The 13,763-nt window shown below is 39.2% G+C and carries 11 protein-coding genes; 9 read left to right on the top strand and 2 right to left on the bottom strand.

Annotated elements, in window-relative coordinates; all coding sequences use genetic code 11:
- Position 1 precedes the first annotated feature (1 nt).
- The 3 genes from GQR55_RS08960 to GQR55_RS08970 all read left to right on the top strand — a co-directional run bounded on the left by GQR55_RS08960 (position 2) and on the right by GQR55_RS08970 (position 5,087).
- Positions 2–1,150, top strand: coding sequence for a 5-(carboxyamino)imidazole ribonucleotide synthase (locus tag GQR55_RS08960; RefSeq protein WP_166420306.1), 1,149 nt, complete (start codon positions 2–4; stop codon positions 1,148–1,150).
- Positions 1,151–1,274: 124 nt separating this feature from the next.
- Complete coding sequence (locus GQR55_RS08965) at positions 1,275–2,450, top strand: endonuclease/exonuclease/phosphatase family protein (RefSeq protein ID WP_166420307.1); 1,176 nt, start codon at positions 1,275–1,277, stop codon at positions 2,448–2,450.
- Between the two features lie 132 nt (positions 2,451–2,582).
- Complete coding sequence (locus GQR55_RS08970; protein WP_166420308.1) at positions 2,583–5,087, top strand: prolyl oligopeptidase family serine peptidase; 2,505 nt, start codon at positions 2,583–2,585, stop codon at positions 5,085–5,087.
- Positions 5,088–5,175: 88 nt separating this feature from the next.
- Here GQR55_RS08970 and rrtA read toward each other — a convergent pair whose 3' ends face one another.
- On the bottom strand, positions 5,176–5,760 hold the full coding sequence (gene rrtA, locus GQR55_RS08975) for a rhombosortase (RefSeq protein WP_166420309.1): 585 nt from the start codon (positions 5,758–5,760) through the stop codon (positions 5,176–5,178).
- A 97-nt stretch (positions 5,761–5,857) separates the two neighbouring features.
- On the opposite strand from rrtA, the gene ggt reads away from it, so the two are divergent.
- The 3 genes from ggt (at position 5,858) to GQR55_RS08990 (ending at position 10,349) form a co-directional block, all read left to right on the top strand.
- Positions 5,858–7,633: a gamma-glutamyltransferase gene (gene ggt / locus GQR55_RS08980; RefSeq protein WP_166420310.1), complete on the top strand. Its 1,776-nt coding sequence runs from the start codon at positions 5,858–5,860 to the stop codon at positions 7,631–7,633.
- A gap of 142 nt (positions 7,634–7,775) precedes the next feature.
- Entirely contained in the window at positions 7,776–9,470 is a 1,695-nt protein-coding gene (locus GQR55_RS08985; protein WP_166420311.1) for an NAD-dependent malic enzyme, read from the top strand.
- 153 nt (positions 9,471–9,623) lie between these two features.
- Positions 9,624–10,349 carry an SIMPL domain-containing protein gene (locus tag GQR55_RS08990; protein WP_166420312.1) on the top strand — a complete coding sequence of 242 codons (726 nt, stop codon included), beginning with the start codon at positions 9,624–9,626 and terminating at the stop codon, positions 10,347–10,349.
- 15 nt (positions 10,350–10,364) lie between these two features.
- On the opposite strand, the gene GQR55_RS08995 is transcribed toward GQR55_RS08990, so the two are convergent.
- Positions 10,365–11,717: a DUF2254 domain-containing protein gene (locus tag GQR55_RS08995; RefSeq protein WP_166420313.1), complete on the bottom strand. Its 1,353-nt coding sequence runs from the start codon at positions 11,715–11,717 to the stop codon at positions 10,365–10,367.
- A 152-nt stretch (positions 11,718–11,869) separates the two neighbouring features.
- On the opposite strand from GQR55_RS08995, the gene GQR55_RS09000 reads away from it, so the two are divergent.
- Genes GQR55_RS09000 through GQR55_RS09010 form a run of 3 tightly spaced genes read left to right on the top strand, consistent with a single transcriptional unit; the run spans position 11,870 to position 13,508 of the window.
- Positions 11,870–12,241 (top strand): MAPEG family protein, encoded by a 372-nt coding sequence (locus GQR55_RS09000; protein ID WP_166420314.1) that lies wholly within the window; start codon positions 11,870–11,872, stop codon positions 12,239–12,241.
- A gap of 14 nt (positions 12,242–12,255) precedes the next feature.
- Positions 12,256–12,888, top strand: a complete 633-nt coding sequence (locus GQR55_RS09005) for a sulfotransferase (RefSeq protein WP_166420315.1) — start codon at positions 12,256–12,258, stop codon at positions 12,886–12,888.
- A gap of 47 nt (positions 12,889–12,935) precedes the next feature.
- Entirely contained in the window at positions 12,936–13,508 is a 573-nt protein-coding gene (locus tag GQR55_RS09010; protein ID WP_007586685.1) for a tRNA-(ms[2]io[6]A)-hydroxylase, read from the top strand.
- The last annotated feature ends 255 nt before the right edge of the window (positions 13,509–13,763 follow it).

The raw sequence follows: 13,763 nt of genomic DNA on the forward strand, positions 1-13,763 counted from the left end.
AATGAATATTTTAATATTAGGTGCAGGGCAACTTGCACGTATGATGAGCCTTGCAGGCGCGCCACTTAATTTAAACGTAGTGGCGTACGATGTAGGCAGCAAGCAAATTATGCACCCGCTAACTGGCGAGGTTTATACCACATCACTTGAGCAAGCAATATCAAACGCAGATGCAATTACTGCTGAGTTTGAGCACATTCCTGATGACGTACTAACACTTTGCTGCAACAGTAATAAGTTTTACCCAGGAAAAGCCGCGATTAAAACCGGTGGCGATCGCTCGCTTGAAAAGGCATTGCTTGATAAAACAAATGTAACTTGTGCGCCGTATCAATTAATTACTGAAAAAGCGCACCTTGAACACGCTGTTAAAACCTTAGGTAAGCCGCTTGTTATTAAAACATGCCAAGCGGGTTACGATGGAAAAGGACAATGGCGATTAAAGTCAGATAATCAAATAGACGAAATTTGGTCACAAATGGCTGATTTTATTGCATTAGGCACAGAGCTTGCGCCACATACAATTATTGCTGAAAAAATGATCCCGTTTGATCGTGAAGTCTCTATTATTGGTGCGCGCGATAAGCACGGTAATGTTGCTATTTATCCGCTAACAGAAAACGAGCACACAAATGGTGTGTTAACGCTCTCTATTGCGGGTAAAAATAATCACAGCGTTGAAGCTCAAGCAAACGATGCATTTACTAAAATAGCAAACGAACTTAACTATGTTGGCGTACTCGCTATTGAATTTTTTGATGTACAAGGCACGTTACTCGTTAACGAAATTGCACCGCGTGTACATAACTCAGGCCACTGGACGCAACAAGGTTGTCACTGTTCGCAGTTTGAAAACCACATGCGTGCTGTTGCAGGTTTACCACTTGGTAATACTGAGCTTAAACACATTACCGCGATGATAAACGTACTAGGGCAACCTAGTATTCCAGCTGACGTACTAAAATACGCAGATGTGACTAGCCATTGGTACGGTAAAACTGCAAAGCCAGGTCGTAAGATGGGCCATATAAACGTATCGGCCACTAGCATGAACGACCTAGCAGATAAATTAGGTGAGCTTACTGAATATTTACCTGAGCAAGACTACCCAGGTATTTTAAAAGCGGCAGCTAATTTAATCCTTCATTAAACGGCTAAATACTCGTTTTATTAAATGCCGAGCTTGCTCGGCTTTTTTATGTTTAAAAAAGGCGCGTGGATACCCAGTTTGTGAAATAATGATTGAGTCTAAAATTTTACAGTGAAATTATTTAATGAAACTTAAAGCAATTTATAGCGCACTACTTGTTGCCGCTTCTTTTAGTACTTTTTTTAGTAACAGTGCATTTGCATCAGACTCTCTTCGTGTTGCTACATTTAATGTAAGTATGGATGCAACTAATCACACGCCTAAAGGTGAGCAAATTAAAAGTGATGCTTTAGTTAACGCACTTAAAGCAAACCACCAGCAAATTAAAAACATAGCCGAAATTATTCAACGTGTTCGCCCTGACATTATTTTACTTAATGAATTTGATTACATCCCAAAAGAGCAGGGTATTGAATACTTTAATAAGCATTATTTAAATGTAGGTCAGCAAAAACAAGCGGCTATTAACTACCCTTACTCTTATATAGCCCCAGTAAATACAGGCCTAGCCACCGAGTTTGATTTAGATAATGATGGCAAAAAAAATGGCGTGATGGGCGATGCACAAGGCTTTGGCTTTTTTGAAGGCCATTATGGTATGGCTATTTTGTCAAAATACCCAATCGATTTTGATAAAGTAAGAACTCTTCAAACCTTTAAATATAAAGACATGCCAAATGCACAAATGCCAGTGATGCCTAAAACAGGCGAAAACTGGTATAGCAAACAAGAATGGCAAGCACTAAGGCTCAGCTCTAAATCGTTTTGGGATTTACCTATTAACGTAAATGATAAAACCATTCATGTTATTGCATCTCACCCAACACCGCCTGTATTTGATGGTGAAGAGGACAGAAACGGCAAGCGTAACCACGATGAAGTAAGGTTAATTGCTGATTACGTTTCAAACGCCAAGTATATTTACGATGATAAAGGCGAAAAAGGCGGGTTAAAAACTTACTCTCGTTTTGTTATTTTAGGCGATTTAAATGCCGCACCAGAGGGCGATAAAGCGCGTACAAATACCACCGACCAAATACTTAAAAATCCACTTATTAACGCTCAATTTGTTCCAACAAGTGAAGGCGCTAAAGAGCTGTATGATGCGCCTTATGCACAAAATTATAGTGCTAATTGGCAAGCACGTGTTGATTACGTACTACCGTCAAACTATGGCTTAAAAATTAAAGACGGTGGGGTGTTTTGGCCAACTAAAACCAGCGATGAATATCGTTTAATTAAGGACAGAAACGCTTCAAGCGATCATCGGCTGGTGTGGCTTGATTTAATAGTTGAATAGCGTCCACTAATAAAGGGGGCGTTAGTAAACTGAGCTTTACCCTGTTTAATGGCTATTTATCTTAAAAAATTGCAATAACTTGAGTGCTTCTGCTTAAATACGGCTTAATTATAATAACCGTATAGAAGCACTATGATTTTTAATTTTTCTTCATCTAAAACGTTAGTGGCCTTAGCTGTTGCCTCAAGTGTCATGCTTGCAGGTTGTAGCGCTACTGCTAACACCTCTTCAACACAGCAAAGTGTATTACCAGCAACTAAGATTGCTGCGGTTGTAAACACACCAGCAGATATCGGCTCACAAAAAATAACGCTAGAACAAGCAATGGCCGATCCAGATTGGATGGGTAATCAGCCAGAGAGTGCTTACTGGGCTAGCGATTCGGCTACTATTATTTATGCTCAAAAAGAGCAAGGTAATACACTACGCGATTTATTTAGCCAATCTGTTACTAGCCAAACAGCAGAGCAGGTAGCACTTAATAAACTTCATACTGTGGGTTCAAATAAAGCTGTTTATTCAAAAAATAAAACAATGGCGGCCTACACGTTTAAAGGCAATGTATTTGTTAAAAACCTAAAAACGGGTGAACTTAAACAAATTACAGCGACATCAGCAAGCGAATCTAAACCACAATTTTTAAACAATGGCGATTTAGTTTATCGCCAAGGCAATGTGTTTTTTAGAGTTGATTTAAAAACAGGTTTAACGACTGAGCTTGCTAACTTAAAGCTTGCCGATGAGCCTAAAGGCATTGAAGAGCCAAGCACTTATATTGCTAAAGAGCAGCATAAACTGATTAAATTTGTGGCGCTTCAGCAAAAAAACAAAAAAGATAAGCAAGCGCGCAGTGAGCAAATTAATGAACAAAACGATTCAATTGCTAACACGGCTTACTACTTAGGTGACGGTAATAAAGTATCTGAAGCACAACTTTCACCAAATGGTGATGCGCTGTTAGTTGTTGTACAAAAGCAAACAGATTGGCGTGGTGAGGGCGATATTATGCCTAACTACATTACAAATGACGCCACTATTGAGCCTAAAAAAGCACGCCGCCGTGTAGCCGATGCTAAAGAAGAAACATCACAGCTTGTGTACATCAATTTAACTAATAAAGAGCAAACATCACTTAGCTTTAATACCTTACCGGGTTTTGATGAAGATGTTTTAGCTGCAGTTAAAAAAGAAAATTATGCACGTGATGGTAAAACCTATAAGTCTAAAAAGGCACCTCGTGGCATTAACCTTATTATGGACTGGGGTTTTGAGCAAAGCCCAATAGTATGGAACGATGACGGGTCACAAGTTGCTATCATGCTTGAAGCCTGGGACAACAAAGATCGTTGGCTTGCTACCGTTGATTTTGAAAGCAACAAACTTGTTTCGCAGCACCGCCTACATGACGATGCATGGATTGCTTATGCATTTAACGACTTTGGTTGGTTGCATAACTCAAACACGCTTTATTATCTATCGGAAGAGTCGGGTTATAGCCAGCTTTATAAAAAACCAGTAAACGGTAGTGCAACTGCGCTAACACAAGGTAAATTTGAAGTATCTAACTTAACGCTTACCAGCGACGACAGCGCAATTTATTACAAAGCGAATGTTGAGCATCCAGGCCTGTACGAAATTTACCGCGTTAACCCACAAACAGGTAATAGCGAGCAAGTTACTGACTTAAATGGCATGACTGATTACACGTTAAGCCCAGATGAAACTAAGTTACTCCTTAAGCACTCTACAATTACCATGCCTAATGAGCTTTACGTAGCAGATGCTAAAGCAAATACAAAAGCCACGCGCTTAACTCATACAGTGTCGGATGAGTTTTTAGCTAAAAAGCTAACTGCGCCTAAAATTGTAGCCGTGCCATCGAGCCATACTGATCAACCAATATACGCAAAAGTGTACTACCCAGCTGATTACGTAGAGGGTGAAGTAGGCAAAAACCGTAAAGCGGTTATTTTTAACCACGGCGCAGGCTACTTACAAAATTCACATATGGGGTTTTCGGTTTATTTTCGTGAATTTATGTTTCATTCATTGCTCGCTGATGAAGGTTACATAGTAATGGATATGGATTACCGTGCGTCTAAAGGTTACGGACGTGATTGGCGTACTGCGATTTATCGTCAAATGGGCACGCCTGAAACACAAGATTTAGCCGATGGTGTTAAATGGATGGCTCAAAATGCCAACGTTGATACTAAAGCAGTCGGTACTTATGGCGGATCTTACGGTGGCTTTATGACTTTTATGGCCTTATTTACCGCGCCAGAGTTATTTCAATCGGGTGCAGCACTTCGCCCTGTTACCGATTGGGCGCACTACAACACAGGTTACACAGCTAATATATTAAACCATCCTGATGTTGACCCGATTGCCTATGAACGTAGCTCGCCAATTTACTATGCTGAGGGTTTAAACAAGCGTTTATTAATTAACTCCCCCATGGTTGACGATAACGTGTTTTTTCAAGATTCAGTACGTTTAGTACAGCGCTTAATAGAGCTGGAAAAGCAAAACTTTGAAACAGCGATATTCCCAGTTGAACCACATGGCTTTGTACAGCCTTCAAGCTGGTTAGACGAATACCGCCGTATTCATAAATTATTTAAAGAAACGCTTTAATTCTTAAAATAAAGTATAAAAACAAAAACGCCGCGTTAGTTTAATAAACTAACGCGGCGTTTTTATTAGAGGAGCAATAGCTTATGCGCTATTTTTGCTTTTTTAAGAGCTCTATAGCCAGTGGTATGGCAAGTAGAGTTCCACCAATAACGCCAATTAAATGTGCATCAATGGCCACTGTGGAGTTAATAAGCTTTCCTATATCGGCATTTGGGCCGCTAAATTGCTCAAACGCTATTTTAATCCATACGCCTATAAATAATAAATAACCCGATTTAAGCCCTACAGTTATATCTTTAACTGCCCCCCAAATAATTACGCCATGAAGTAAAGCACTTAACCCAGTGTAAATATGTATGCTTGGGCAAAACCAATACACACCGAGTCCACACCATAATGCCAGCAAGCATATATTAAACGCATAACGAGTAGGGGATGTATATTCACCATGCAAAAGCCATATTAATAAAACACCACTGGCATTTAATCCCAAATGAGCCCAATTAGCATGAACAAATTGGCTGGTGAAAATTCGCCACAGGTCACCTTCATCAATTAAGCTTCGGTTAAATTCAAGTAAATTATTTAAATCAAATGCAGCAAAAATGGTACTAAAAAGCAGCAAAATTATAGGCGGTAATATATAACGAGGTTGAATAGGTAAATTAAGCATTTTATTGTAATTTTTTAGTCAAAATTTTTGCATATTGTGCCCGTTTAACTTTAAGATGCCAAATACAACTACGTAATTAAGTGTTTTTAGTATTTTTATGCATTTTAAACTTAACTCATTATTTGCCATTGGACTGTGCGCAGTAACGCTGCCTTCTATTGCACAACCAACTCAAATCGAAACTCGCGAACCTGAAGCCGCAACTGGATTAATCCATAAACAAGTGGTGCAAGGGAATAAGTACATGGTTGCTGCGGCAAACCCATATGCTTCAAAAGCCGGTCAACAAATTTTAGCCCAAGGCGGCAGTGCCGTAGATGCAGCTATTGCTACTCAACTTGTACTGACTTTAGTTGAGCCGCAGTCGTCAGGTATTGGCGGTGGTACATTTATGATGTACTACAACAAAGCAAACAATAAGCTTACTAGCTTTGATGGCCGTGAAACAGCTCCTGCAAATGCAGATGAAACCTTGTTTTTAGATAAGCACGGTAAAGCCGTTAAATGGATTGAAGCAGTAGTAGGCGGACGCTCTGTTGGTGTACCTGGTATTTTACATGCATTTGCAAGCGCCCATAAGCAATACGGTACATTGCCGTGGGAAGAGCTTTTTAAACCGGCTATTGAGCTTGCAGAGCAAGGCTTTGTAATTTCGCCGCGTTTACATGGCTTATTAGCACGCCAGTTAAACCCAGGCGTGTTGAGTATGCCTATTATTAATGAATATTTTTACCCAAATGGTAAATTAATTGAAGCAGGTAGTGTTAAAAAGAATCAGCCACTTGCTGACTTATACAAAGACATTGCAAAGCAAGGCATTGATGCGTTTTACAAAGGCGAAAACGCTAAGCAAATGGTTAACGCCGTACAGCACTCTAAAATTGCTCCTGGTAAGTTGAGCGTACAAGACTTAGGGGATTACAAAAGCAAAGAGCGCGACGCTGTGTGTATACAATACCGAGCGTACAACGTATGTTCAATGGCACCACCTAGTAGTGGTGGTGTAGCGGTGCTACAAATGCTTGGTCTACTTGAGCATAAAGACATGAGTGCACTTAAGCCAAATGGCGAAAAAGCGATTCATTACTTTAGCCAAGCATCGCGTATTGCATTTGCCGACCGCGATATGTACATGGGCGATCCTGATTTCACCCAAGTACCAACAAAAGAGCTTTTAAACAAAGATTACATTGCCTCGCGCGCTAAATTAATTACCGAAACAGACCAACCAGCCGTTGCAGGTAACCCTGTAGGTTACTTAAGCTACGCAATGGATGACTCATACGAGTTACCGTCTACCTCGCACGTATCTATTGTCGATAGTAAAGGTAATGCCGTGTCGATGACCAGTTCAATTGAAATGGCGTTTGGCTCTACGGTTATGGTTAATGGCTTTATTTTAAATAACCAACTAACTGACTTTTCGTTATCGCCACGTAAAAACGGCAAGCTTGTAGCAAACCGTGTAGAGGCTGGTAAACGCCCGCGTAGCTCTATGTCACCGGTAATGGTATTTAATAAAGATGGCAGCTTACGTTTAATTGTAGGCTCACCTGGCGGTAGCCGTATCATCGATTACGTTGCACAGGTTGTAGTGGGTGTTATTGACTGGAATTTATCAGCGCAAGACGCCATTAACTTACCGCGTACAACAAATCGTAACGATTACACCAGCCTTGAAAAAGGCACCGCCATTGAAGCCATTGCACCCGCGCTTACTAAACGCGGCCACAATGTACGTATTATTGACTTAAACTCGGGTTTACACGCAGTTGAAGTTAAAAATAATACCCTATATGGTGGCGCTGATCCGCGCCGTGAAGGTGTTGCGTTATCTGATTTAACTGATAATAACGCCACTATCAAATTTTAAATTATGTATAATATGCTTGCGGGCAGTGAAGCCCGCATGTGTTTTCTCTCAATGGTCTGACAAGCTTAATTGTCGTTGCAATTAAACCTTTAATACTGATAATGACAGATCATAACTTAAGACTCCGTTAAAGCCTGGAAATATGACAACTAATACTGATCCTAACTACTTATATATTCATCATTCTGGCCCTGGCCTAATTGAAACACCGCTATTAAATAAGGGCAGTGCCTTTAGTAAAAAAGAACGCGAAAATTTCAATCTTGCTGGTTTACTTCCTCCTCGCTTTGAAACAATTGAAGAGCAAGTAGAGCGTTGTTATCAGCAGTACTCTAGCTTTACCGACAATCTAAATAAGCATATTTACTTACGTGCGATTCAAGATAATAACGAAACACTTTACTACCGTTTAGTGCGTGACCATCTTGAAGAAATGATGCCAATCATTTACACGCCTACAGTAGGTGATGCCTGTGAAAAATTCTCAGACATTTACCGCAGCGCACGTGGTTTATTTATTTCATATGAAGATCGCTACCAAATTGACGACATTTTACGTAATGCGACTAAAGGCAAAGTAAAAGTTATTGTTGTAACCGATGGCGAGCGTATTTTAGGCCTAGGCGATCAGGGTATTGGTGGCATGGGTATCCCAATTGGTAAACTGTCACTTTACACTGCATGTGGTGGCATTAGCCCAGCATACACATTACCTGTAATGCTTGATGTGGGTACTAATAACGAAAAGCTTCTAAACGATCCTATGTACATGGGCGCACGCCATAAGCGTATTGCTCAAGACGAATACGATGAGTTTTTAGATTTATTCATTAAAGCGGTTAAACGCCGCTGGCCAAATGTATTACTTCAGTTTGAAGATTTTGCACAGCCAAATGCAATGCCACTACTTAAGCGCTACCGCAATGAAATTTGTAGCTTTAATGATGACATTCAAGGTACTGCGGCTGTAGCAGTAGGGTCTTTACTTGCTGCGTGTCGTATTAAAAATTCAACCCTAAGCCAACAAAAAGTAGTATTTGTGGGCGCTGGCTCTGCTGGTTGTGGTATTGCAGAGCAAATCATTAGCCAAATGGTTTTTGAAGGTATTAGTGAAGCACAGGCACGTAGCCAAGTATTTATGGTTGACCGTTTTGGTTTGCTTAGTGAAGGTATGGAAGGCTTACGCGATTTCCAACAAGCACTTGCACAACCGCAAGGCTCTTTAAGTGAGTGGACATACAGCGGTGAATACGCATCACTTCTTGATGTTATGCACTGTGCACAGCCAGACATTTTAATTGGTGTTTCAGGCCAACCTGGTTTATTTAGCGAACAAGTAATTCGCGCTATGCACGCCGGTTGTGAACAGCCAATTATTTTCCCATTAAGTAATCCATCTAAGCAGGTAGAAGCACATCCTGCTGATGTTATTAAATGGACAGACGGTAAGGCACTTGTTGCAACAGGTAGCCCCTTTGATCCGGTTGAATACAACGGTGAAATTTTCCCAATCCCACAATGTAACAACAGTTATATTTTTCCAGGTATTGGTTTAGGGGTTATTGCCGCTAAGGCGACACGCATTACAGATGCTATGTTAAGTGTGTCTAGCGAAATGCTTGCTGAATCATCGCCGCGTGCTAACACAGGTAAAGGTAGTTTATTACCAGCACTAACTGAAATTGAAACGCTAAGTAAGCGTATTGCATTTGCCATTGCTAAAAAAGCAATCGAAGAGGGCGTTGCTCTTGAGATTACTGATGATGCGTTATGGGCAGCAATCGACAAAAATTACTGGTTACCAAAATACCGTAACTATAAACGTTGCAGTGTTTAATAACGTTTATACGTAATTAAAATAAACAGTGTTGTAGGCACAGTTACAACGCTTAACAAAAAACAGGTAATTGCCTGTTTTTTTGTGCTTGTTCATATTTAATTAACCACGTACGGTGTTTACTTGCTTTTACATAATTAAAGGATCGACTTAATGAAAACACTGACTCTCGTTTTAGGTAGCGCACTGGCTTTAAATGTACTTAGTTTTGATGCACTTGCTGCTGCAACTCCCGATGCTCCTCATATTTATGTTAAAGGTGAAGCAACCCTTACAACTATGCCAGATTACGTGCAACTTAGCGTAGGTATTACTAAGGTTGATAAAGACTTAATTGCAGCTAAAAATAAAACCGACTTAACCATCGCTAAAGCAATTAAGCTCGTAAAAGAAATTGGTGTTAAAGAGGGAGATATAAACGCCGGGCAAATCTCAATAAACCGTGATAGCCAATATAACCGCACTACCGGTAATCAAGAATTTAAAGGGTTTAAGGTTTCTCGTACATTAACGGTAAAACTTAGCGATATAAATAAATACCCTGAGTTACTACAAAGCTTAGTTAACAACGGTATTAACGAAATTAATCAAACGCAATTTTTAGCAAGTAACTACAACGAGCTGCATAAAAAAGCACAAAAATTAGCAATTAAAGACGCACGTGACGCAGCAAAAGAGTTTAGTGAAGATTATGGCGTTGATTTAAAAGGATTGTACAGCGCATCACTAAGTCCACTCAATGTGCAGTCGCAGCCTTATATGCGTGCAGAAAAAATAATAATGGCTGATAGCGCACCAAGTAACTATGTACCTGATGCCTACCATGCTGGAGAGATTAAAGTTACTGCCTCAAGCTATGCTGTGTATTACATAGACTAAAATTGTTAGATATCTTTACTTTTGGTGGTGCTCAAAACGTGCCACCAACTTCTCACCTTGCTCCTGGCTAATACGCGCAATAGAGTTGAGCATATTAGTCACTTCGCGTCTGTCGTATTCATTAGTTACATGCTCATTAATGTCATCAACAATCGCATTTAAATAATTAAATAAACTGTTGCGTGCATCGGTATCTTTATGGGCAATAAACAAAATATTTTTAAATGCCTCAAGCACGTTTGTCATTACGTATGCATCGCCTTTGGCGTAATTACGAAGCGGTGTAAAATTATCGTGTAGCAACTCATCAAAGCTTGTTTCGTGCAGGTATAGTAATGGTCCTTTATCACTGTGCTTAAACGAGTAATTAATATCGTTAATTGAAAGTCGTTGAATAAGTAAAATGCTCAGCATATCAATTGATTTAACCGCAGTACCAGGATCGTTGATACCCGGGCTCATTGCTTTAACCGCAATCTCTGATATTTGTGTTAATCCATAACGATAATGATCGCTAATGTACTCTTCTATATAAAAAATAAAGCAGTCGAGAATTTTATTTATCAGCTCTTCATCGTTTGCTATATCTTTATTACATTTTAAAAACGGATAGCCTTTAACTGTAAAATAGCCTTGGTTAACAGAGATATAAACCTTTATATCTTGCTCTGCCAAAATGGCACACAGCTTATCGGTATGTACGCCTTTATAATATCCTTCTGTTTTACTGCTAACCGAATGCCACTTGGTAAAATCAGGGAAGTCTTCAACTGGGTTTTCTTGTTGCCTTTGGATAATTGTTTTAATTTCGTTTTTAGTTTGACTAAACAAGCCATTTAATACGTTATCAACCTGAATAGCACGTGAGATTGAATGTATAAAAAACACAAATAAACCTAATGAAATCAAGCCAAAAACAAGTGCAAACAACACACCAATGGAAGGAATAGCCGTACTGCCACCTTCAAGCTTATTAATATTTATAAGCATAATTATTGAGTAAATTATACTGCCTAAATAAAAGCCCAAAACCATTTGGTGTGATTTACGCGTAATAAGCCCTGGCACTACGCGAGGCGATAAACTCGCACTGGCCGAATTTAAAACCACCATTACCATCGAAAAACTAAACACGGTAAGCGAAATAATACTGCCTGCTAAGGTGCTTAAAATAGTACGCGCGTTTTCGGCGCTATCAACGAGTACAACCGATATAAACGATTTTAGTTGCTCAATAGGGGCTAAATATTCAACTGACATAGTAATAATGGCGAATACCAAAAAGCCCACTGAAAGCACTGAAGGGTAAAAGCCAATACTGTTAATCATTCCACGGTAACTATCGGCTACTTTGCGAGGTACAAACATAAAATCCTTTGTATTTTTCTACTTACTTAATACCTCTAGCTTAGCATAGGCATTTATTAAACTTCTGATAATGCTGCTCAAATTTATATGTTATTATCACGCCCACAATAATAGAGCGCATATTTATGCGATAAAAATAACAGGACAACACTGTGATCATTTCAACTTATGCAGCACTACTTGCGTTTTACTATGTTTATTTAAGTTTTAACGTAATAAAATTACGCCAGGCACAAAAAGTATCATTGGGCGACAACGGTGAGCCAAGCCTTCAACGTGCAATACGCGCCCACGGTAACTTTATGGAGTACGTACCATTTGCTGTTATTTTACTTTTTTTAGTAGAGTATCAAGGCCTTGCTAGTCATTACTGTCACATACTAGGTGGGATGTTATTAATAGGACGTGTATTTCACAATTCAGGCATCGTAGAAAAAAACATGAGATTTCGCCAAATTGGTGCTGTATCAACATTTTTAGTCATTATTATTAGTGCATTTGTTATGCTTGTGACACGTGGTTAATTAAAGAAAAGTTAATGAGCAAAATATTTATAATAGGTTTACCGCGTACCGGCACAACCAGTGTGTGCCATGCATTTTTAGAACTCGGCATTACAACAGCGCATACCGCCTATACCAATGCCTGTTTTGAAAATGCTAACGCGATTGCCGACACTCCCATATTTAACGATTTTAAAGCGCTTGATATCCATTACCCAAATTCTAAATTTATTTACCTAGAACGCGAATTGAGTGCATGGCTGCCATCAATAAAGCAGCTCCTAACGCGTATGCACACTAATTTAACGCGCGGCGACGGGGGCTTTAATATTCATATAAAACGCTGTTATTTAAATACGTTTAGTGAGCTTTCGCTTAATAATATTAATGACGATAGTTACTTAGCAGATTGTTATAAAAAGCATTTTAATGACGCTCAAACGTACTTTAATAACCGTGAACATGACTTTTTATCTATTGATATAGCAAAGCCTGATAGTTACAAAAAGCTGTGCGATTTTTTAGCGTTAAAAAGTGACAAAGCTGATTTTGAAAAAATGAATATGGGCGGTAAAGTCACCGCATGGAACGATATTAAACACCCGTTAAAAGTTGAATCTACGGCTAAAGGGCGCATAGATAAATTACTGCCTTACAAGATTTTTTAAATCAAATACGTTAAAATCCCCGCATTATTATTTAAGTTGTACAGAACATGTTTGAATTAAAATACCACACCCCATTTGAATGGACCGAAGTTGTCCTTGCTGACTTTAATACATTTTTACAAGATCATGCTGCTGCTGAAAAAAAAGCATCCGGTATGGCTATGTCTATGCTGTCGCATTACCCAGACAAACGTAAATTAGTAAAAGCCATGACCGACTTAGCACTAGAAGAACTAATACATTTTAAACAAGTGCTTAAGTTACTTTTAGAACGCGATGTAAACCTAGGTGACGACAAAAAAGATCCATACATAAAACAAATTCGTGCACTATTTAGACACGGACGCGATGGCTTTTTAATGGACCGATTACTGGTTGGCGGTGTAATTGAAGCACGCGGCCATGAACGCTTTTCTCTAGTTGCCCAAGCATTACCTGAAGGCAAAGAAAAAGACTTTTATGTTGCTATTGCTAAGTCAGAAGAAAAACATAAAAATCTATTTGTAGAACTCGCTTACGAATACTTTGAAAAAGAAGAAGTTGATGTTCGCCTAGAAGAGCTATTAATAGCTGAAGCGAAAATCTGTGAAAGCATTCCTTTTACTGCGGCATTGCATTAATTAATACTAGTGCCTGTAGGCCTTTCAGGATTAACCTCGAAAGATAAACAGGCCCTAGCGCAGAGTGTATTTACACGCTCTGCGCATAGTCATTTTAAGCTCACGCCTTTATTAATCCCTGTGTGAATCATTGATTTGCAATTTGCGAATCAAAATAACAAAAACCACATTTAGAAACTTCAATCTACTGATAATAAACATAAAAACCCTTGGTCTCATACTTGCTACCTATACATTAAGCAAATTGAGGGAAAG

The sequence above is a fragment of the Pseudoalteromonas sp. Z1A8 genome, from assembly GCF_011378855.1.
Classification (GTDB): domain Bacteria; phylum Pseudomonadota; class Gammaproteobacteria; order Enterobacterales; family Alteromonadaceae; genus Pseudoalteromonas.